This window comes from Leptospira dzoumogneensis, assembly GCF_004770895.1.
Lineage (GTDB): Bacteria > Spirochaetota > Leptospiria > Leptospirales > Leptospiraceae > Leptospira_B > Leptospira_B dzoumogneensis.
In genome coordinates this window covers 584152-606001 of sequence record NZ_RQHS01000005.1, presented here as the reverse complement: position 1 = coordinate 606001, position 21850 = coordinate 584152, and the positions used below count along the sequence as shown (strand labels likewise).

At 41.6% G+C, this 21850-nt stretch carries 21 protein-coding genes; 14 read left to right on the top strand and 7 right to left on the bottom strand.

Annotated elements, in window-relative coordinates; all coding sequences use genetic code 11:
* The first annotated feature begins 285 nt into the window (after nt 1-285).
* From EHR06_RS04280 to EHR06_RS04270, 3 genes are all read left to right on the top strand, one after another.
* Nucleotides 286-1674, top strand: a complete 1389-nt coding sequence (locus tag EHR06_RS04280) for a sensor histidine kinase (protein ID WP_244288487.1) — start codon at nt 286-288, stop codon at nt 1672-1674.
* A gap of 64 nt (nt 1675-1738) precedes the next feature.
* Nucleotides 1739-2020, top strand: a complete 282-nt coding sequence (locus tag EHR06_RS04275) for a GNAT family N-acetyltransferase (protein WP_135755849.1) — start codon at nt 1739-1741, stop codon at nt 2018-2020.
* Nucleotides 2017-2358: a VOC family protein gene (locus tag EHR06_RS04270; protein ID WP_135755848.1), complete on the top strand. Its 342-nt coding sequence runs from the start codon at nt 2017-2019 to the stop codon at nt 2356-2358. The genes EHR06_RS04275 and EHR06_RS04270 overlap by 4 nt, the downstream gene beginning before the upstream one ends.
* Here the strand turns inward: EHR06_RS04270 and EHR06_RS04265 are convergent.
* Nucleotides 2355-3593, bottom strand: a complete 1239-nt coding sequence (locus tag EHR06_RS04265) for a BaiN/RdsA family NAD(P)/FAD-dependent oxidoreductase (RefSeq protein WP_135756094.1) — start codon at nt 3591-3593, stop codon at nt 2355-2357. The two genes, EHR06_RS04270 and EHR06_RS04265, sit on opposite strands and share 4 nt — an antisense overlap.
* Nucleotides 3594-3603: 10 nt before the next feature.
* The gene (locus EHR06_RS04260; protein WP_135755847.1) at nt 3604-4470 is read right to left on the bottom strand and encodes a pirin family protein; all 867 of its coding nucleotides are present in this window, start codon (nt 4468-4470) and stop codon (nt 3604-3606) included.
* A 74-nt stretch (nt 4471-4544) separates the two neighbouring features.
* Between EHR06_RS04260 and EHR06_RS04255 the strand changes: the two genes are divergently transcribed.
* Nucleotides 4545-5015, top strand: coding sequence for an LIC13081 family protein (locus EHR06_RS04255; protein WP_135755846.1), 471 nt, complete (start codon nt 4545-4547; stop codon nt 5013-5015).
* A 102-nt stretch (nt 5016-5117) separates the two neighbouring features.
* The gene (locus tag EHR06_RS04250; RefSeq protein ID WP_135755845.1) at nt 5118-6821 is read left to right on the top strand and encodes a hybrid sensor histidine kinase/response regulator; all 1704 of its coding nucleotides are present in this window, start codon (nt 5118-5120) and stop codon (nt 6819-6821) included.
* A gap of 1 nt (nt 6822) precedes the next feature.
* Here EHR06_RS04250 and EHR06_RS04245 read toward each other — a convergent pair whose 3' ends face one another.
* The 3 genes from EHR06_RS04245 to ilvB all read right to left on the bottom strand — a co-directional run bounded on the left by EHR06_RS04245 (nt 6823) and on the right by ilvB (nt 10678).
* Entirely contained in the window at nt 6823-7413 is a 591-nt protein-coding gene (locus tag EHR06_RS04245; RefSeq protein WP_135755844.1) for an anthranilate synthase component II, read from the bottom strand.
* Nucleotides 7410-8828 carry an anthranilate synthase component I family protein gene (locus EHR06_RS04240; RefSeq protein ID WP_135755843.1) on the bottom strand — a complete coding sequence of 473 codons (1419 nt, stop codon included), beginning with the start codon at nt 8826-8828 and terminating at the stop codon, nt 7410-7412. The genes EHR06_RS04245 and EHR06_RS04240 overlap by 4 nt, the downstream gene beginning before the upstream one ends.
* Before the next feature lie 122 nt (nt 8829-8950).
* Nucleotides 8951-10678 (bottom strand): biosynthetic-type acetolactate synthase large subunit, encoded by a 1728-nt coding sequence (ilvB, locus tag EHR06_RS04235; protein WP_135755842.1) that lies wholly within the window; start codon nt 10676-10678, stop codon nt 8951-8953.
* 312 nt (nt 10679-10990) lie between these two features.
* Between ilvB and tpx the strand changes: the two genes are divergently transcribed.
* The 5 genes from tpx (at nt 10991) to EHR06_RS04210 (ending at nt 14510) form a co-directional block, all read left to right on the top strand.
* Nucleotides 10991-11506, top strand: a complete 516-nt coding sequence (tpx, locus tag EHR06_RS04230; RefSeq protein ID WP_135755841.1) for a thiol peroxidase — start codon at nt 10991-10993, stop codon at nt 11504-11506.
* A gap of 31 nt (nt 11507-11537) precedes the next feature.
* Nucleotides 11538-12194: an SGNH/GDSL hydrolase family protein gene (locus tag EHR06_RS04225; RefSeq protein WP_135755840.1), complete on the top strand. Its 657-nt coding sequence runs from the start codon at nt 11538-11540 to the stop codon at nt 12192-12194.
* 11 nt (nt 12195-12205) lie between these two features.
* Nucleotides 12206-13012 (top strand): hypothetical protein, encoded by an 807-nt coding sequence (locus tag EHR06_RS04220; protein WP_135755839.1) that lies wholly within the window; start codon nt 12206-12208, stop codon nt 13010-13012.
* Nucleotides 13013-13081: 69 nt separating this feature from the next.
* The gene (locus EHR06_RS04215) at nt 13082-13501 is read left to right on the top strand and encodes a DUF3995 domain-containing protein (protein ID WP_135755838.1); all 420 of its coding nucleotides are present in this window, start codon (nt 13082-13084) and stop codon (nt 13499-13501) included.
* Nucleotides 13502-14030: 529 nt separating this feature from the next.
* On the top strand, nt 14031-14510 hold the full coding sequence (locus EHR06_RS04210; RefSeq protein WP_244288486.1) for an acyl-CoA thioesterase: 480 nt from the start codon (nt 14031-14033) through the stop codon (nt 14508-14510).
* A 50-nt stretch (nt 14511-14560) separates the two neighbouring features.
* On the opposite strand, the gene EHR06_RS04205 is transcribed toward EHR06_RS04210, so the two are convergent.
* The gene (locus EHR06_RS04205; protein WP_135679945.1) at nt 14561-16048 is read right to left on the bottom strand and encodes an aldehyde dehydrogenase family protein; all 1488 of its coding nucleotides are present in this window, start codon (nt 16046-16048) and stop codon (nt 14561-14563) included.
* Between the two features lie 401 nt (nt 16049-16449).
* On the opposite strand from EHR06_RS04205, the gene EHR06_RS04200 reads away from it, so the two are divergent.
* From EHR06_RS04200 to EHR06_RS04185, 4 genes are all read left to right on the top strand, one after another.
* Nucleotides 16450-17973: an HDOD domain-containing protein gene (locus tag EHR06_RS04200; RefSeq protein WP_135755837.1), complete on the top strand. Its 1524-nt coding sequence runs from the start codon at nt 16450-16452 to the stop codon at nt 17971-17973.
* 146 nt (nt 17974-18119) lie between these two features.
* A complete protein-coding gene (locus EHR06_RS04195) occupies nt 18120-19412 on the top strand; it encodes an LruC domain-containing protein (protein WP_135755836.1) in 1293 nt (430 codons plus the stop codon).
* A 109-nt stretch (nt 19413-19521) separates the two neighbouring features.
* Nucleotides 19522-20571 carry a sensor histidine kinase gene (locus EHR06_RS04190; RefSeq protein ID WP_135755835.1) on the top strand — a complete coding sequence of 350 codons (1050 nt, stop codon included), beginning with the start codon at nt 19522-19524 and terminating at the stop codon, nt 20569-20571.
* Nucleotides 20568-21242 carry a response regulator gene (locus EHR06_RS04185; protein WP_008594648.1) on the top strand — a complete coding sequence of 225 codons (675 nt, stop codon included), beginning with the start codon at nt 20568-20570 and terminating at the stop codon, nt 21240-21242. The genes EHR06_RS04190 and EHR06_RS04185 overlap by 4 nt, the downstream gene beginning before the upstream one ends.
* Here EHR06_RS04185 and EHR06_RS04180 read toward each other — a convergent pair.
* Complete coding sequence (locus EHR06_RS04180) at nt 21239-21850, bottom strand: DUF1554 domain-containing protein (RefSeq protein WP_135755834.1); 612 nt, start codon at nt 21848-21850, stop codon at nt 21239-21241. The two genes, EHR06_RS04185 and EHR06_RS04180, sit on opposite strands and share 4 nt — an antisense overlap.

The window sequence follows — 21850 nt, the reverse complement described above, 5'->3', positions numbered from 1 at the left end:
ACCATTATACCTAACTACCAACTCAGAGAGGTCTTCGGGCCTCTTTTTTTTATCCGCAGACTACCCCGATCTTTCGAATAACGTGCAATTTCCACGACGAAAAATTGTTTTAAAAAACGATCCGGATCTTTGAAAATACAAAAAATTAATCATAAGTATTTAGTATCCGATTTATTTCAGACTATTACTTAAAGAAGATAGAACAGGATCTTACATAATTCATTATGAAAATAGAAACAATTAAAATTCCATTCCGTTTTTTATTCGAACTAGAGTATCATTGTTTTGATAGATTCCAGTAGTCTATTTATAACAACTATGGAAAAAGGAAAAAAATTCGGTCCCTTTGATCGGATTTTCAAATCGATCCAAGGATATCTAACTCCAAAAGCTCCAGTCTCTTCCGGACTTTCCTTTTGGAGAGAACTCATTTTAACTTCTATCTTATTCACCATGACCATACTCGGAACGATAGTATATTTTCCGAGCGTCTACCTGGCATGGACAGAAGGCAAAACTGAAGTATTATGGATAGATACATGCGCATTAGGGCTGATCTATTTCCTTCTACTCGCCAAAAGAATAGATTTTTCGATCAAGGCAACCTTGGTCCTTACAATGAATTATCTTTTGGGACTTTCTCTTTTGATATTTGTAGGTCCGGAAGGAGGAGGTTTACTCTGGTTATTTCCTTTTCCGGTATTAGCGGGAGTTTTATTCGGGCTCAGTCCTTCCCTATTTGGGCTTCTTGCAAATATGATCGCGGTTTTTATAGCCTCCAGGGCCCAATTCTATCTGAGCCTTCCTTGGTCCATGGCTCCGGAAAGATTGTACGTAGTCGGCCTGAACTTCCTGATCGCTAATACGATCGTATGCGTTCCTCTGACTATCCTTATGAGAGGATTGCAGGAAAGTGTACAAAGAAGGCACGAATATCTTACAAATCTTAGATTAAGAAAAGCTCATATATATAGATCCAAACGTACTTTAGAAAAAGAGATCGCGGCCAGAATAGAGATCGAAAGGACCTTAGAGGAAAATTTAAGGGAGAAGGAAGTGCTTCTTCATGAGATCCACCATAGGGTTAAAAACAATCTGCAGATCGTTTCCGGAATGCTGAATTTACAAAACATGTATTCCACAGAATCAGCTACTTCTGAAATTTTATCCAAGGCACAAAATAGGATCACTGCTATGGCGATGATCCATGATCATCTCTACAAGCAGGACAAATTCGCGAATGTGGATATGAAAACTTATTTGGATTCTCTTTTAAGGCATTTGGTCACTTCTTATTTTCCATCCGGAAATCGGATCGGATTCGAAGCGGATATGGAACCTGTTAGACTTTCTATGGAAAAGGCGATCCCTTGCGGACTGATCGTAACCGAGCTGATCTCAAATTCTCTCAAACATGCATTCCCAAATGAGGCGAAAGGAAATATTTCCGTTCAGCTAAAGGTGAAAGAAAACAAGGTCCATCTCACAGTCAAAGACGACGGTGTAGGAATGCCAGGTATCCAAGAATGGTTTGGACAAACTTCTTCTAAAAAGCAAGACCAGGATTCTTCCTTGGGTTTAATGATCATTCGTTCTTTATGCAACCAACTCAAGGCTGAACTGGATCTGAAAAACGTAGGCGGAACTTCCGTTTGCTTGATTTTTAAAACTTGATCGAATTCCATTGTTTTGACTCCGCTAAACTTTCCCGAAGAGAGTCGAATCCATAGAGGGCAAAATGAATTCAGTCCAACACGATGTTGCCGGAAAAAAATTCCTGATCCTGCAAGACGGAAGAGAAGCGCATTTAGTTTATAGAGAGATCGGTTCCCATGTTTGGGATCTGTATCATACTTTTGTTCCGACCAATTTCAGGGGAAAAGGGATCGCCTCCCAACTCGCAGAAGCGGCACTAAAAGCTGCAAGAGCGGAAACAAAAAAGATCATCCCGAATTGTTCCTTTGTGCAGACTTATCTCAAAAGACATCCCGAATATTCGGATCTGGTGATCCTGGAATGATCCATCATATAGCAATTTCCACACAGGATCCGGAAACATTAAAAAAGTTTTATATAACTATTCCCGGCCTTTCCTTCGAAAAGGATCATTTTTACGAGGATGGTAAACTCAGATCCTCCTGGTTTTTAGCAGATACCGTTAGGATCATGATAGAAAAAGAAGAAGCACCCAAGGCGCCTCATGCACTCATCTTCTCCGCGCCGAAAAAGGAAGAAAGAGAAAAGATAGATTCCTTATTCGGGAATTCTTTTATGGAAAAGACCGATTATACGAAGTATTTCAAAGATCCTGACGGGAATCGTTTAGGGTTTAGTTCTTATCCGGATCCCTGGGATTAATTCGCAGATATGGCTTTAGCTGCAATATAAGAAGTAGTCCAAGCGTTTTGGAAATTGAACCCGCCGGTGATCCCGTCTATGTCTAAAACCTCTCCTGCGAAATACAATCCCGGATGAAATCTACTTTCCATTTTGGAAAAGTCCACTTCCTTGCGGCGAACTCCTCCACAGGTTACGAATTCATCTTTAAAAACTCCCTTGCCGGAAACTTTCAAAACTGTTCTTTTCAAGATCTTTTCCGCTTGGTGCAATTCTTTGGAAGAAATTTCGGACCATCTTTTTTCAGGGCCACAGGACTTCTCCCAAACTCTTTCCCAAAATCTGGATGGAAGATCGAACTCGGAACGACTTCCCGGCTTTTTAGAAGGACTATCCTTCTTCTTTTCCAAAAATATTTCTCTCAATTCTTGTCTGGAATAATTAGGCACCCAATCCACAAGTAACTCTGCTTTATAATCCGAATCGAATAATTCCCGCGCCGCCCAGGCGGAAAGTTTTAGGACCGCAGGACCGCTCAAACCCCAATGAGTAAAAAGAATGGGGCCTCTTTGTTTTAGTTTAGAATTTTTGAATATAATCTCCACATCGGAGACAGTCAATCCTTGGAATCCGTCCAGCAATGGATCCGAGATCTCGAATGTGAATAATGAAGGAACGGGAGATTCGATAGTATGGCCCATATTTTCAAGCCATCCCCAGACCTTACGGGAAGATCCGCTTGCTACCAGAACGAAATCGAAATATTCTTCTCCTTCTTCCGTTTGTATCCTGAATCTTTTACCGTTTGGATCCTCATTTTTATAAATTCCTAATATAGAAATTTTAGTTCGGATCTTGACCCCTGATTTTTTGGCTTCTTCTAATAAACAATCGATGATAGTTTCCGAATTATCGGTGACAGGGAACATTCTTCCGTCTTGTTCCGCTTTTAATTTCACTCCTCTGGATTCGAAAAAACGGATCGTATCCTTCGGCTGGAAGATCTCGAATGCCCTTTTGAGTTCCTTCTCCCCTCTTGGATAACGTTTGGATAATTCTTCAGGATCAAAACAGGAATGAGTGACATTACATCTTCCTCCTCCTGAAATTTTCACTTTGGACAATACGTTGGGAGATTTTTCGTACAATTGGACTGGTATCCTTCCTTCCGAAAGAATTCTAGTTTGGATGGCTCCGAAAAAACCGGCGGCACCGCCGCCGATCACTGCTAATTTTTTGGTTTGGACTTCTTCCATGAATGGGGAATTATATTGTCCCCATTTTTCCTGCAGAATAATCCTCAAATGCCTGCTGTATCTCTTGAGGAGTGCTCATCACAAAAGGACCATAACGTGCCACCGGCTCATTCAATGGTTGTCCTCCCAGGATCAATACTTCCCAGGCAAAATTTTCAGGGGCACGAAGGCCTATACTACCTTCTCCACCCTGGTAAAATACCGTCTCGCCTTCTACAAGATCGTGTTCCGCATCCGAGTCGATTATAGTACCTCCGCCCACGAATGGATACGCCAAAATATTATAATCTTTTGGCACAGGCACTTCTGCATAAGAACCAGGAGAAAGTTTCAAATGAAAGAATACGATCGGAGTCTGAGTTTGGATGATCGCATTCGTTCCCCAAAGTTCTCCCGCGATTACCTTTGCCCAAACTCCTTCTTTTTCCGCCACTGGAAGCTGGGATGAATCCATTTCCTGATAATTCGGGGAAATAAGTTTTTTATCCCTTGGGAGATTGACCCAGATCTGGAATCCATGCATTCTTCCGCCTCTGGACTGAAAATCTGCGGAAGGAAGTTCGGAATGTACAAGGCCCGCTCCTGCAGTCATCCATTGTATGCCGCCTTCTTTTAATTTTCCAGCATGTCCCCAGGAATCTCTATGTTCCATTTCGCCGGATAAAAGATAGGTAACGGTCTCAAATCCTCTATGAGGATGATCCGGAGCGCCGATTGCTTTGCCTGGCTCGTAAACTACAGGTCCCATTTCATCCAAAAGTAAAAACGGGTCCCAGTATGAAAATTGCGGAACTGGGAACGGTCTGCGGACTGGAAATCCTCCACCTTCGATAGTTTTTTCGGCGATTCTTGTTCCGGTTATTCGTCTAAAACCCATATTTCCTCTCATTATACATTGGACTCGAAAAAGGATCCTAAGGGAATTCTTTTTAAAGAAAGAGAGAAGTTTCCATGGCGACGACTACTATTGCTTTTACTGTGCCGATCTCTTTGAGCAGAGCGTTCGATTACGTTTCTAATTTCGAACGTTTGCCTGACTGGTCGGGAAATATTCTCTCCTTTAAGAAAAATGAAAGTACTCCCGGGTTTCAAGTGAAATCTAAGTTTTGGTTTTTCGCATATAAGTTCGAATACCAAATTTTAGAATCTAAGTATCCGAGCAGATTGGTCCTCCGTATCAAAAGTAGATTTTCAGATCAGACCGAGACCTTCTCTTTTTATCCCGACCCTAAAGGTTCGGATACCGACACTAAGATACTTTTTACAAGCCAGATGGAATTATCCGGACTTTCTAAAATTTTTAGGTCTTGGATCTTCTCCAAGGTGTTCGAAAATACTAGAAAAGACATCCGAAAACTACAGGAAATTCTTTCTCAAGGCAAAACCTTAGGGATACGTAATTTTCAGGTGATACATGATTGATCCTGAAAATAATCATTAAAAAGATAAATCCTTGTGTTTTTGCTTTCGAAAGGGAGAATATGCCCCATTATTTTTTGGTCTTAAATAATATCATATTTCATTATGGAAAAACTTCCTTATAGCGTCGCTCCCTTACCCGAAAACGAAGATGAAAGGGTCCAAGCATTAAGACGTTATAGGATCCTAGATACTCCTCCGGAGGAAAAATACGACGGGATCATAAAAGCGGCCTCCCTAATTTGCGGGACACCTATGGCCTTGGTTTCCTTGATCGATTCGGAAAGACAATGGTTCAAGGCAAGAATGGGCATAAAGGACCGGGAAACTCCTAGACAAACTTCCTTTTGCCAATTCGCAGTTTCGGAAAATCGCACCTTAGTCATAGAGGACGCCCAAAAGGATCCCAGGGTCAGTCAAAATCCGAATGTTTTAGAAAGTCCTAATATTAGATTTTATGCAGGTGCCCCTTTAAGGACCCCTGACGGTTATGTGTTAGGCACATTATGCGTATTGGATACCGTACCTAAAAAAATATCCAAAGCAGAGATACAAGCTTTAGAGGCATTGGCAACATCGGTAGTCTCTTTTATGGAATTGGATGCTAAATCCCAGGCGCTGATCCAGCTTCAGTCCGTAGCGTTAGAATTACAAAAAGCTAAAGAACAATTCTTCGTAAATATGAACCATGAACTTAGGACACCTGTGCATGGTATTCTAGGAATGGCGGATCTTCTCCATCAAACGGGCGATCCTGGGCTTCAAAAAGAATATCTGGAATCTTTAACTGAAAGTTCGGAACATTTGATCCGATTGATCAATGATGTGATCGATTTCAGCAAGGCCGAATCAGGCTCTTTACATTTCAGCTTTAAAGAATTCGACATGATCTCTCTTCTGGAAAGATATGCGGAAGAAGCTTCCGACAAAGCGTTTAAGAAAGGATTGGCATTTAAAACAATTCTTCCTCCCGCAAGAAAAAGTATCGATATAAAATCGGATTCTATACGAGTCAGACAGATCCTTTCCAATTTGGCCTCCAACGCTTTGAAGTTCACCGAAAAAGGCGGGATCACCGTAGAGTTGGATCTAGTGACTGAAACGGAAACGGATATCAATCTCCGATTGAGTGTAAAAGATACGGGTATAGGAATAGAAGCACACAGAATACCTATATTATTCGAAGCATTCTCTCAGACCGATATTTCCGTTTCTAGAAAATATGGCGGGACCGGTTTAGGGCTTTCTATCTGCAAACGTATCTGCGAAGCATTGGATTGGAATATATCCGTGGAAAGTGAATCGGGAAAAGGTTCTAAATTCGTTTTAGAAATGACTCTTCCGAAAGCGAATCTTTCCGAAAAAGTTGAAATTGCAGAATCTAAAAATCGGGTCAATTTCGATTTCTCCGAACATAAAGATCTGAAAATTTTAGTGGCGGAAGACAATCCGGTGAACCAAAAGTTGATCCTAAAGATGTTGGAAAAATTAGGATTACACGGCTCCGTTGTTTCCAACGGAATAGATGCGTTAGTATATTGGGAGGAGAATGATCTGGATCTTCTTCTTTTAGATATACAAATGCCTGAGTTAAGCGGATTAGAAGTAGCAAGGATATTAAAGAAAAAACCTAGTCCGAAAAAAGTCCCTTGGATCATAGCAGTCACGGCCCACGACAGCACGGAAGACAGAAGAGCTTGTGCGGAGGCGGGCATGGATGACTATTTAGGAAAACCTTTCCGGATCGAAGATCTGGGAGAAAGGATCCGAGAGTTCTTAAAAGTTTTCCCTTCCTCCCTGGCTTCCTGAATTATATTAAAAAATTCGAAAGCATTTTCCTTCCACCCTCCGTCGCAAAAGACTCCGGATGGAATTGAACACCTTCCATTCTTTTTTCCCGATTACGGATCCCCATTAACTCCGAACCTGCATAAGCGGTTCTTTCCCACTCCTTCCCGAGAGAATTTTCATCCACCACAAGAGAATGATATCTCATCACTCTCAGATCGAAAGGAAGATCCTGAAACACTCCTTTCCCGTCGGTTTTGATCTCGGAAATTTTTCCGTGCATAGGATATTCTGCTTTTATAATATTCGCTCCCGCAAAACGGGCCATACCCTGCATTCCCAGACAAACTCCTAAGATCGGGACCTCTCCTCCTAACTGTTTTAGGACTTCCATAGAACCACCGAAATATTCCGGATCTTCCGGAGTTCCAGGACCGGGAGAAAGTAAGATCCGATCGTATTTTTCCTTTAGAACTTTCGGAACATCCGCTTCATTCTGCCGGATCACATCCAATCTGAATCTATATGGGAACTCTTCTTCTAAAATTTCTCCTACAAGCTGGAATAGATTATAGGAAAAAGAATCGTGATGATCTACTAATAACACTTTCATTTCAACGCCTCCATTGCCTTCAAAACTGCTCCTAATTTATGACCGATCTCTTCGTATTCCGCATTCGGATCTGAATCCATCACGATCCCTCCGGAAGCACGGGTCACTGCCTCTTCTTCTTTTCTGAAATAACTTCGGATCGGAATACAAAAGGAACAGTTCCCATCGAAGCCGAATCTTCCTACAGCTCCTCCGTAAGGTCCTCTAGGATCGTTCTCAATCCTATGGATGATCTTCATAGATTCTATCTTAGGAGCTCCGCTTAAGGTTCCAGTCGGGAAAGAAGAAGCGAGTCCTGTGAACATATCTAGGCCTGCTCTCAAGATCCCGGAAACTTCCGTGGATAGATGCTGCACATGGCTGAATCTTTTTAGAGCGAAAGAATCTCTCACCTTCACGGTTCCGAATTTAGAAACTCTTCCCAGATCATTACGATGCAGATCCACAAGCATATTATGCTCTGCGATCTCTTTCGGGTCGGATAGAAGTTGAAGTGCAAATTTTCGATCTTCTTCTTCGTTTGTTCCTCTTCGAATGGTTCCAGCTAATGGAAAACTTTCGGCAAGTCCGTCCTTTAATCTAAATAAAAGTTCAGGACTTGCACCCAGATGGACTTCTCCTGGAAAACTCATGAAGAACATAAAGGGAGAAGGATTTATTTTTCGAATGGATCTGTATAATTCGAAATCTCCTTTCTTTCTAGCTGCGGCTATCCCGCCTTCTCCCACTAAAAATGTTTTTCTAAAACCTATCTGGCATTGGAACGTATTTCCTTTTCGGATCTCATCCAACACCTGGTCCACCATGGATCTATGTTCTTCTTTTGTTTTAGAAAAACCTAAATCAACCGATTGGAATTTTCCAGGTTCAGGGACCTTCTTCTTATAAATTTCCTCGAACAAATTATATCGATCCGTTCCGTAGTGAAAATATTTGGACTCTCCAGTCCTTCTATCCAAAAGGATCCCATCTTCCATCCAAGCAAAACAGAACTTAGGGAATTTAGGATGTTCTTTCAGATGAAGGCTCGGCTCCATATCATTCGCAGCCTCGTAAGAAAGATAACCGTATAGTCCTCCTCCACCGGCTTCCGTACATTCTAAGAAAGATTTCCTAGGAGGGAAAATTTCGGAAAATAACCGGTATGGGTTTCCTCTTGCGATCTCCTTACCGTCGCATTCTAGTTTATCTCCTTTTGCTTTGAATACCCTCTTTGGAAAACCGGAAATAAAACTGTATCTGGAATTATCAGATTCAGGCCCTAAACTTTCGAATAGGACCGCCACCTCGGTTTCCTCCATTAGTTTTTGGAAATATTCCAAGACACCTTCTTCCTTTAATGGAAATGATTTCAAGATCGGTCTTGGAAAAAGTGCACTTGTTTCTTTTCTGATATTTTGTATCTCTATGGACATACTAGTCTCCTTAATTTCGAACCGAACAGGTTCAGCAATACATTATAAAAAAGGAATATGTAGGTATGATTAGGCCCGGAAGGGCCACCAAGAGAAAGTAAACCGTTTGTAAACGGAGTTTTTCAACCTAAGAGCATCTCCAAGTTACTTTTTCCGGGAGGGACCATTGGAAGAACTTGAAGATCCGGATCGATAGGAACAACGATCAGTCCTGGTCCCTTCTCCTTTAAGAAAGTTTCCAGATCTTCTAAATTTTTTCCTTCTTCTCCCAGATCTAAACTGGAAATACCGAAAGCATTAGCGATCTTAGAAAGTTTAGAATGAGAAGGATAAGCGCTTCCATTGTATCTACCCCCGTAAAACAAATTCTGCTGCTGTCGAACTAGTCCTAGATTCCGATTATCGAATATTATAATTTTCAGATCCGATTGTAACTCGCTCAAAGTATCCAATTCTTGGATATTCATCAGAATAGAACCGTCCCCAGAAAAACAAACCATCTTAGAATTAGGATCCGCAAGAGAAGCTCCAATTGCTGCGGGCAAACCGAAACCCATAGTGCCAAGTCCACCGGAAGTTAAAAATGTTCCACTTTTCCGGAATGGATAATATTGAGCCACCCACATCTGGTGTTGGCCTACATCAGTGCTGATCCTTGCATTCGGTCCTAAAAATTTTGCTACGGACAAAATAATATCCTGAGGAGAAAAACCTTTAGAAGAAGTAACTGAATTTAAAGGATACAATTCTTTATAAGAACGGATCTGTTCTCTCCATTCTTCCCTTTTATGAATTGGGAATTCTCCCATATTCTCTAAAAAGTATTTTAGATCGGAACAAAATCCGAAATCAGGCCTTCTTAATTTTCCGATCTCCTTATAATCGATGTCGACATGGATCACTTTTGCATTCGGACAGAATGTTTCTAATTTTCCAGTGGCCCTGTCATCAAAACGAACCCCGAAGGCTAAAAGAAGATCCGATTCCGACAATAATCGATTCGTATAAGGAGCGCCGTGCATTCCGAGCATTCCCAAAGACAACTCATGAGTTTGGGAAAAAGAATCCAAACCCATCAAAGTGCAAACTACCGGAATATCCTGGGCCTCCGCCAATTTTAAGATCAGATCTCCTGCGCCTGAACCTTTTACTCCGCCGCCTATATACAAAACAGGTTTTTTAGAATTTTCTAATAGAGAATAAAATCTAAGTTTATCCGCTTCGGATATAAAGATCTTAGGAGAATTTATTTCTTCCTGGGAGCTCCAAATGGATTCGATCTGGGACATGGAAAGAGAAATAGGAGAAGCCTGTATGTCCTTAGGCACATCTATCCAAACAGGACCAGGTCTCGGTCCTTCTGCGATTTGAAATGCTTCCGGCAAAACTCGTATGAGTTCGGATACGGAACGAACCAAATAAGTTTTTTTAGTAATAGGTAAAGATAATCCGTAAGTATCTATTTCTTGGAAAGCATCCGTTCCAATGAGAGATAAAGGCACTTGGCCTGTGATTGCGACTAACGGTATAGAATCCGATTTTGCATCCGCAACTGCGGTGATCAAATTTGTAACTCCTGGACCGGAGGAAGCCAGACAAACAGCAGGCTTTTTAGTGACTCTGGCTTCTCCCTGAGCCATAAATCCTCCACCCTGTTCATGTCTTGCGAGAATATGACGAATCCCGCTATCATGAAGAGCATCGTATAACGGTAAATTGGCGCCGCCAGGGATACCATATACGTTTTGGATCCTTCTTCTTTTTAAATAAGCAACGATCAGTTCGGCTCCGTTTTGGGGAGACTTATCTTCTCTAAGCCAGGCCTTGTTTTTTTCTGTAATCGTTTCCATTTTTGCCTCAAATATATAGTGTAGAAATAAAAAAAGCCCCCCTCGGCTTTACGCCGAGAGGGGCTTTTCGAGGATTGCTGCCTACGAAAGAACCTTAGGGCGTAAAAGCCGACCAGGGTAGCGTGACCACTACCACCATCCAGAGGACGACCCAAAGGGTTTGGTTAGACTGTAGACCGAAGTTTTTCATTACGTAGAAATGACGGATAAACCGCTTAAGATATTCACGATTTACTGATAAAAATTTGCAAGAACTTTTTATCGTTGCCCAAATCCGCTTACGACGTATCATCCCTTCCCAAGGAAATAAAAATGGCAAGCGTCACTCTTAAAGGTAACCCAGTTCAACTCGAAGGAAAATTATTAGAAGTAGGTGTAAAGGCTCCCGACTTTCACGGAACGGCAAAAGATTTAAGCACCAAGTCTCTCAAAGACTATAACGGAAAGGTGAAAATTTTAGTTTCAGTTCCAAGTTTAGATACATCCGTATGCGCAATGGAAACTAAAAAGTTCCATGAAAGAGCGGCGAAGTTAGATGGGATCGTAACAGTGGTCGTCTCCGGAGATCTTCCTTTTGCAATGAATCGTTTTTGCACTATGGAAGGACTAGATTCTCCGAACCTGATCACACTTTCTCAATTCAAGGATTTTTCTTTTTCCAAGGCGTATGGAACACATATCGCGGATGGAGGTTTACAAGGACTTTCTGCGAGAGCGGTTTTTGTTTTGGATAAGAACGATACCGTTCAATACGTGGAATTAGTTCCCGAGATCGCAAGTGAGCCGAATTATGAAGCTGCGATCGGAGCTGCTAAAAAATTAGTTTAAACGAAACATTCTTTCTAAAAAGAATGTATTCATGCAGAAGCGGAAAGGCCTAAGGAAAAGGTTCCCAATAGACTTAAACCTGGCCTTGCTTCTGCTTATAATTTTTCCACTTATCAACTGCGATAAAGACCCGTCTTCCGATACTGAAAAATTAATCTCTTATCTTGCAAAACCTTCTTTGGCAATGTACGGGGACAGCATAGTAGCCTCCTGGCCCGTACAAGAACAACTCTCCGATTTTAACACAATTAAGTTTGCCTTTCCCGGGGTGGATACTAATAGGATTTTATCATCAGTGCAGAATGATCAAAATCGTTATAACGCCTGTCTGTATGAAGGAGGGATTAACGATTTTTTAGAAAATTATTTTCCTACTCAAAGCCAGGTAGATGCGACGGTAAATAGACAGATCCAAAGCATTCAGATACTCCTTACAAGATGTGAACATGTAGTCGCATTAAATCTTTGGAATATTAAATTCCCGTGGCCCACACTTGCAGTTGCGATGATCACCGCGGAAATGAAAGAAAGGATCACATTTGTCCCCAGAATAGACACGGAATTACTGATCCAAGATGATATGCTGACCGACGGGAATCATCCCAATAAAGACGGATATTATCTTCTTTCTAAAGCTGTCCGAGAACAATTGCAGCCCTTACTTCCCATTCTGTATTTGAACAAATAGAGAAATCATAGATGAAAAGAAAAATTTTTACAGCCTGGGCTCTAATATATTCTATTTTTATAATCCCCCTTTTATCCGCTCCGGAAAATGAAGAACGACCGGTGCATCCGAACCTGAACCAAGAATTGGCGGTATATAATAAAGTATATGTTTCCGGAACGGCCACAGATAGAACTCCCAGACAAGAAGATGGTTACGAAAGAGATAGAAAGATCTCCGCATCCGGAGAAATGAAACTCTCGGATTCGTTTTCAGTCACAGCGAGTTATGGATATTTAGATCATTATTCCACTACCAGAAAAATTTGGAGCGGTTGGGATAGATGGGCAGTCGGAGCTAAATATTATATAAAAACGGATTTTGCATCGTTCGGAGGTGGTGTTCAGTTTTTCGGACCTTCGGTTTCTCAACCAAGAGAAGCAGACATTAATCCGGACCTATTTTTGATCCGCGCATATTTTGGAGGGTTAAAAAGATTCGGCGCATTCACCATCCAAGGAACTGCAAACTTTGAATCCGAAACAAATTCTTCCGGAAAAGAGACTGCAGCAGAAAACTTTAAAAGATTCCTATATTCCGGACTCACTCTCTCCTACAGTTTACCATCTAAAACAAATCTACTTTTGGAATTCAGCCATAGAACTACTTTATCGAATACGATCACACCGTATTCGGATTATTTTGTGATTGCTCCCGGGATACAATATCCAACGAATCCGAACGGATATCTTACTTTTTCGTTGATGCTCCAAACAAGGACGGATTCAAATATAGATCGTGGATTTAAAATTGGATATTTATATTTTTTCGGGGATTAAAACCTTCTTATTCAAATCCGGATCATAAGATTGCTGGACAAATCCGAAATTTTACTTAAACCTATATGAATGGAAAAGATCTTAGGTTTAATCACAGCTTCCATTCTATTCTTCTTATCCGCATTACATATCTACTGGGCATTCGGCGGGAAATTAACGTCAGTCACAGTCATTCCGGAAACAAACGGTAAACCTACATTTGTCCCGAGCAGAGGACTGACCTTACTGGTCGCACTTGCACTCTTCGGGTTCGGCACAGTGGCACTCTGGTCATCCGGAAATATTTTCTCTCCAAACAGAACGAGTGCAATCTTCTCACTCTTAATCGCATTCATCTTTTTGGGAAGAGCCGTCGGAGATTTTAGATTAGTAGGCTACTTCAAAAAAATCAAAAATACTAAATTCGCAAAATATGATTATCTAATTTACTCTCCTGTTTGTATTCTTTTAGGTATTTCTTATTTATATTTGGGGTATATTAACTTTTAAAAATTTAGGCGGCCTCGCTCAGGTCGCGGTTACTTTCAGTAAGTCAAGGAGATTCTTCTTGAGAGGAAATGTAGGAACTCCTACAAATTGAGTTAAAATTTGCAGTTGCAAGTTTTATAATTTTATGGTATAGGGAGAATGGCTTCTCCCACTAGCCCGCCTCCTCCACCCGAACCAGGGCGGGGGCCGCCTTTGCAAATCTGCGATCGATAAAGCTTAGTTTATCAATTTAAGTACCGACTCGTTTGACTTTCGTCATCGACTCGCATTCGCGGTCGTCTTCTCGCTCTCTACGGATCGTTGCGAAGGGGCGGGGGCTGCCTTTCGACACCTATGTAGGAACTCCTACAAAAATTCTACCACGCACGCTGAGCGGCAGAGACACGAAACTTTATACTGCCTCTATACATTACTATAATTCTAATCCTATACTTTGTTTTTCCAACCAATAAATAATTTGATATAAAACAATATTTTCCCTTTCCCAAATCCTTTCTTACTCAAGTTTTGGAAAAATAAGGAGCCAAACATGCAAATCTCAAAATCATTCTTTTATGAAATTCCGGTTCTTTGGAGCCAATGTGACCCGAATGGCCATTTGAATGTTGGAAACTTCCAAGTATTCCTACATGAAGGCAGAATGATTGCCTTAGAAGAAGCCGGTCTTTCCTTCTCTCAGATGAAATCCGAAAATATAGGCCCAATGATCCTGAGAGGAGAAACGGATTATAAGGCGGAGATCCGTTATCCGGACATTGCCCTAATAGAAACCCGGTTTGGAGAGATCTCCGGTTCCAGATGCAAGGCATTTCAAAAATTAATCCGAAAATCCGACGGCAAAGTTTCCTGTGAATCCATCTCTCATTGTATCATGTTTGATTTCGGCAAAAAAAGACCTTGGAAATACACGGACAAATTCCTGGAAGGATTGGGAATTTTGGAAAATTCGTCCGTTGTAGGAATTCCAACATCCGCACATACAGGAAATCCTCGCGTTGCCCAAAAATAAAAAAAGCCCTCCGAAGAGGGCTTTCAAATCGAAGAAAGTTGAAGATGTTTTTAAACGAAGAACTTCTTGGTGAATTGAAGCATTTTATCCACAAAACCAGTATAAGGTGGATACAACATTTCAATCGAGGAGAACGGAGCTTGTTTGAATACTGACTTCTCGTGAGAGAATGTTCTGAATCCATACCAGCCATGGTAACTTCCATGTCCGGAATGATTGATCCCTCCGAATGGTAGATTCGGGTTCGCCAAGTGTACGATAACGTCATTCACCGCGGCTCCTCCGGAAGATGTTTCCTTGAGAACTTTGTTGATATGTTTGTTATTACTTCCGAACACATAGAGTGCGAGCGGTTTCGGTTTAGAGAGAACTTTTTCCACTGCTTCGTCCAAGTTTTTGTAAGTTAGTATAGGGAGCACCGGTCCGAAGATCTCATCTTCCATGATCCTTGCACTTTCCGGAACGTTAGCGATCAATGTAGGCTCTATATAGTTTTGAGAAGAATCTGTTTCTCCTCCCATCACTACTTTCCCGCCTTTTTCAACTGCTTCGTGAATGTATCCCGAAACCCTTTGGAAGTTTCTTTGGTTTACTAAACGACAGAAGTCTTTATTACTTTTGATATCGGCGGAACTTTCTCCATAGAAAGATTTTACCGCAGCCTTCGCTTGTTTTACGAATTCTTCGGTTTCTCCTTCCGGTAGAAGTAGATAGTCAGGTGCCACGCAGGTTTGTCCCGCGTTCATGATCTTTCCCCATACCAATTTCTGAGCTGCTTTTTTCAAGTTCGCTCCAGGTACGATGATAGCAGGAGATTTTCCTCCTAACTCTAAGGTCACTGTGGAAAGATTTTTTGCAGCGGCTGCCATTACGATCTTTCCTACGTGAGTACTTCCTGTGAAGAAGATATGATCGAATGGTAACTCCATTAGAGCTGTGGAAACAGTATGATCTCCTTCAAATACCGCAACTTCTCCTTCTTGGAAGGTTTCTTTTACGAGTTTAGTAAGCAGTTTAGAAGTTTCTGGTGTGAACTCGGAAGGTTTGATGATCGCAGTGTTTCCTGCCGCAAGAGCTGCAGTTAAAGGCGCAATCGCAAGATAGAATGGATAGTTCCAAGGAGAAATGATCAGAGTCACTCCCTTTGGTTCGTAAGAAATAGAACTTCTTGCACCGAAAAGTGAAATTGGAGTTTTTACTCTTTCCGGTTTCATCCAAGTTTTTACGTGTCGGATCGCGTCTTTTAATTCTGCGATAGAAGGCATAACTTCGGTTAAATCCGTTTCGTGAGGAGCTTTTCTAAAGTCCTTTTGTAAAGCCTGTTTGATTTCCGGGGTAAGTCTTTCTACTGCTGCCAGTAATTTTTTCAATAATACGACTCGATCCTTGGCTTTGGATACTTTCAGAACCTTATGAAAATGACGTTTTTGGACATCGAATACTCTTTGCATCTCCTTAGGATTCGCAGCGGGAAAAGAAGCAGTTCCGCTGGAAGCGGGAGAGACTGAGCTCGCCGGTTGTGTAGCTGTGCTGGACATGAGGGGTCTCCTAAGTTCTAACATTCTTCCGGAAATCCGGACTGATAGAGAACCAAGGTATAATTTCATCAAATTCAGGAATTTGGCGCAACCTTTTTATTGAATGATCATTCCGTAACTTTTCAAGAAATTCCTCTCCGTCTGGACCCAAGTCGCTTTATATTCTATCTGTTATGATAAAAATTTTCCTACCTGAACAAGTGATGGATTAGTCCAAAAGGATTATTTTCTATCGACGTTTTTGGAAATTTATTTCTGACAAGAATCGTAAGATAAATATTTCTCTCGGTTATTTTTTATAAGTTTGATCCGTATAATTCGCTTAGCAGAATCTTATTTTTCATCTATAAGTTTCGCTAATTCTTGACAGAGACCACTAACGTTTTTCAGAGTTACATCATATGAGCCAAGGGAAAACCCTAGAACTTTTCCATCACAAAGACCAAGGTATATTCAGTAATCTGAAGGACCTGAATCATCCTATTTCGGAAAACATCCCGTTCCATTTTAAATTTTTCAATCTTACGGAGAGTGTGGATACTATTCTCTCCAAGACACTGGATCGTTATCTTTTACATTTAGATATCATATTCGTCAGGGACTCCGTCCTTGCGGCGATGAAAGAGACCATCACCAACACTATCAAAGCAAATATTAAAAGGATCTATTTCAGAGAACTTCAGGCGGATATCCAAAATCCAAGCGTGTATCGCAGCAAGATCACCGGTTTTAAACAAACTTATTTGGATAATAAGGAGAAGTATGAAGATCTTCTCTTTAAGAACAACTACGTTGTCCTAGTTTCTTTCATTCATAATAAGGATGCGATCCGTATCCGAGTAATGAATAACGTAAAACTCAGCCCGGAAGAAGTGGATCGTATCAATGAAAGGATCGAAAAAGCAAAAACATATAACGATCTCGCGGAAGCATTTTTAGAAAAAGGGGACGAAACCGAGGGTGCCGGTCTTGGTCTCATCATGACTCTAATGATGTTAAAAAACGACGGTCTAGGAGCAAGTTCCTATAAAGTAGAAAGCCAAGGTAATAATACTTCTGTCATCATCGATATTCCTATTCGTATCCAAAAAGAGAATGTTCAGATCCAAAAAGCGGAAGAGATCATCAAAGAAGTAGATCAACTTCCTACATTCCCTAAAGCAATCCAAGATATCCAATCCGCCATCGACAAACCGAATTCAAGTATCGGTCAGATTGCGGAGATGGTCAAAAAGGACGTAGCTCTTGCGGCAAATATCCTGAAACTATCCAACTCGGCAGCTTTCCGTAGAGGAAATAAAGTAGAATCTTTGGATAGAGCGATCCAACTCATCGGTTTGAAAGAATTGCAGGTTCTATTATATTCTCTTGGAACCAAACAGATCCTGGAGAATAAGTTCCCTGCATTCTTAACGATCTGGGAAAAATCCAATCAGTGTGCATATTACTGCAAATTGATCGCTCAAAGATTAAATCTTCCTAAGGACTCTATGAGCAATCTGATGTCGGCCGCGCTTCTTCATGATATAGGAGAGATCATTCTTCTTTCCTTAGAGCAGGAACGTATGGGTAAGATCCAAAATTATTCTGCATCCAAGGAAATCGCTTCTTCTCTTTCTATGGAAGAAGCCGCATTCGGTATTACTCATACTAAGATCGGCGCATTGATCGCAGAAAAATGGAATTTCCCCGAGCTATATTCTAAAACTATGGAATACCACCATAGACCTCAATTAGCAGAAGAACAATACAAAGAGATCATATTCCCTATTTATCTGGGAGATATGATGATCAAGATCAATAACGAAGAAGCTAAGTTCTCAGAGATCCCCGAAGAAGTCCTGAAACATTGTAAATTTTTCTCCTCCGGAGATTTTCATTCTTTCCGGACCAAAGCTTTAGAAAGTTTCCAAGCTACTCTTTAATTCGCCGGTACTCCGGCAATTAGAGATTTCTTTCGAACAAAGTACCAAAAATAGTATTAGCCGAAGGTTCTAGTAATCTAAACCTTCGGGTGTATTGCTTATTGAGGGGATATCAGCATAATCATGACATCCGTACGGGTGCAACTATGACAAAAAAAATCCTAACATGCTTTTTGGCCTCTCTCAGTATCTCTTTCTTGTCCTGCGCTTCTTCCAGCGATCCTAACTACGCATGGTTGATGAGTCTAGTAGCAGGATCCACTTCGGTGGAGGCTCCTTCCGGTCCTACTGATTTCGGAATCGATATAAATGACGAGACGGCTCCTGTTGATTTCGTATTCGATACTACCCGCACAATCACAGTAAACGTTCAAGTGATAGATCCTGTCGCTCCCGTGAACGGTTCTATGGTACAAGTTACCGTACCTTCTGCCGTACCTGGCGCCGCTAGTAATAAATCCGTTTTTAAAGCTTATACGAATACAAATGGAGAAGTTACCGGTAGTTTTACGATCGATGGTGACACTAAAACAGTACATCTCTCGGTAGAAGCTTACGGTAAATTTTATGAAGCGGATATTTCCATCGTAACCGTAAGTAAGGTGGATCGCAGGATCTCCATAGGGTTTACTGCGACAGTGCAACAGATCATCGATACGGATGGGGATGGTGTACAGGATTTCGAAGATGTATTCCCGAACGATCCTTCAAGAGCGAGTTCGATCCGAGTCCCTGCAGAAGATTATTACACTACATCCTATGAAGACTTATTTCCTAAACAAGGAGACGCGGACTTCAACGACTATGTGATCCGTTCTTATTTCGAAGAAGATCTGAACAAATCCGGAGAAGTTGTAAGAGTGAGAGGTTACTTCACTCATGTCGCTAAGGGCGCAGGATACAATCACACTCTTCGTTTCGGATTGCCTGGAGCAAGTGTTGCAAGTTATTCACTTCTACGCTACGCAGCAGATGGAACCACATTGGAAGAAAATTTAAGCGGGACTCCTACATCGATCTCCGATCTGGAAATTTTAGGAAATAGCTCTACTACAATTTCCAAATCAAACGCTTCTAAAACGGATACCGTTTTCGTAAAAGGTAAAACCGCAAAACTAGAAGTAATACTTTCCGCTCCGATCTCCAAACTTGCATTGGGACCTGCTCCTTACGATACATTCATAAGAGTACTCAATACAGGTAAGGATATACATGCTGCAGGTAAGTATTTCGATGCGGAAGGTAAGGACATCTATAGAGATGCTACCGGATTCCCTTGGGTGCTTCTTGTGCCTGGAAACTTCCAATGGCCTTACGAAGCTTCAGACATACGTAACTCCTATCCTACTTTCAAAACTTGGTATGAATCTCTTGGGACCACTAATACGGATTGGTTCCGAACTCCGAATACTTCGGAAGTGTTTCCGGCTACGCCCTAATTTGGGACTCCTGAAAGAGTAAAAGCAACCTCCCCCTTCCCTCATTCGGCCGAGGGGAGGGGTTTTTTTCCTTTTCGGGCCATAAGCCGGACTATATCCTGAACTTTAAGTGGCTTCAGGACTCCTCAAACGAAAAGAAACCAAACAATCAGGCTCGTATTCCGGCAAGGAGCAGGCCTCTAAATTCCTATCCTTGGTGGAGGAGATCTCCCCTATCGTAGCCTTGGACGAAAATAATATCGTCCGATTTGCAAACGCTTCTTTTAAAAAAGAATTCAGGCTCGGATTTGCAAACCCGGCAGGTAAAAACCTATTCAATCTATTAAAATTAGATTCAAAGGAAGAAGCGAACCTGAGAGAAAATCTTCACAAGGCTCTCAAAACAAAATTACAAAACCAGGAATTCAAAAAAGGAAAGAAGTCTTACGGATATTCTATCTTCAGATTCAAAGACAGCCTGGGTATGATCCTAAAAGATATCACAGAGAATAAAAAGTTAGAGAAGAAGATCGCAACTCTACACACACAAGTACTCGCCTCCCAAGAGGAAGAAAGATCAAGACTCGCAAGAGAACTTCATGATGGAGTGGGACAACTTATACTCGCGGCAAAATTACATTTCCAAGCATACCAAAAATCGGAAAAGGAACATCCTGAATCTTTCGGCTCCGGCCTAGGGCTCATTGATCGAGCCAGCCAAGAACTCCGCGAAATTTACACAAATTTGCAACCTTCTTCCTTAAAAGAACTTGGGCTGGAAGCCGCCTTAAGCTCTCTAGCGAACCAAATTTTTCCGATACAGAAAATTAAAGTAAAATCGGAATTTAGGGTTCCCGAAAAAATTCCTCAGGAAATACAGAACCAAGTTTTCAGAATATTACAGGAAATTTGTGCGAACATTCTGAAACATTCCCAAGCAAATAAAGTGGAGTTAAAGATCTTTTCCGAAAAAGAGACTTTGATAGTTTCTGCAAAAGATAACGGAAAAGGATTTAAAGAAAAAGAAGCCAGAATAAAATCTACCGGATACGGATTGGAAAATATTCGGAGAAGAACCGAGGACCTGAACGGTACTCTTTTTTTAGAAACGGAACCTAATAAAGGTACTCAATATGTGCTTAGGATCCCGTTAAAAAAACGTTCCAAGGAGAAAGTATGAACGCCCAACCCTCCGTTTGCAAACTCTATCTTGTAGACGACCACGCAATCTTAAGAGAAGGTCTTAGACTGATCATTTCCGGACAAAACGATCTGGAGATCATCGGCGAGAACGGGAACGCCGAACAAGCGCTAGACGAGATCGGAAAATTAGAACCTGATATTCTTATCACGGACATTTCCATGCCAGGAGTCAGCGGTATAGACCTAGTCAAGGGAGTAAAAAGATACTATCCTAAGGTGCAAGTCATCATTCTTTCCAGACATGATAACGAAGAATACATCCAGAAACTGGTGGACCTTGGGATCAACGGTTATGTTCTTAAGGACGACGCGGGAGAAGATCTACTCAGAGCAATAGATGCAGTCCGCAGAAAAGAAACTTACTTAAGCCCGAGGATCGCAACCAGAGTTCTTTCAGGGATCGGGCGCAAAAAAACAGGAGAGCTTCAGGAAGAAGGTCCATCCGTATTCTCGGTGCTTTCCGATAGAGAAAGACAGATCTTAAAATTGATCTCCGAGGGGAACTCCAACGAGAAGATAGGAAAACTTCTCCATATCTCTCCTGCAACAGTAAAGGTGCATAGAGCGAATATCATGAAGAAGTTGGACTTACATAAGGTGGCAGACTTGGTAGTCTATGCAATCCGAGCAGGTATCGTAGAGAGTTAATTTCTAACGCAGAGCAAACGTAAAGGAGTATCGCAGGTATTTCCGAATCCGACCCCTGAATCAAACGCAGTCTCAGTCTGACTCCCTGGGCTGCCGTAGTTCGCATCATCAATCACATTGGATGATCCCCAATTATTGCAATTCGTTCCCGCGCTGTATCCTAAGCCAGTATTTGAAATCCCTGTCCAATAATCCCCGGCTCCTGGAATTCCAGTCGCGTTGCTCATCGGCAAAACAGGAAGCCCGGAACCATCCGTATGAAAAATCAAAGTTTCTCCAGGATTCATCGCATAATAATTCGTGCCTGGAAATAAGGGCCAACCTGCCCCTCCCGGAACTCTGGAAGAAGAAGCGATCAACGCAACATATTCCAAAGAAGAACCAGGCAAACTAGGAACCTCCGCAGTTTTTGCACTTTGGCAAATCAGATCCGCACCTGCAACTCCGCCTAAATCTCCGGTATTGGTAGAAGAGGTAACGAACAAATAACGTGTTTTTCCGAGAAGTCCCAATAGAATCATTTCATCTCCACCGGGAAACGGTTTGGAACAAGCCGAACTAAATAATCCGGAAAGAAGAACTAGTAAACCGTAAATTCGAAGAGCCAT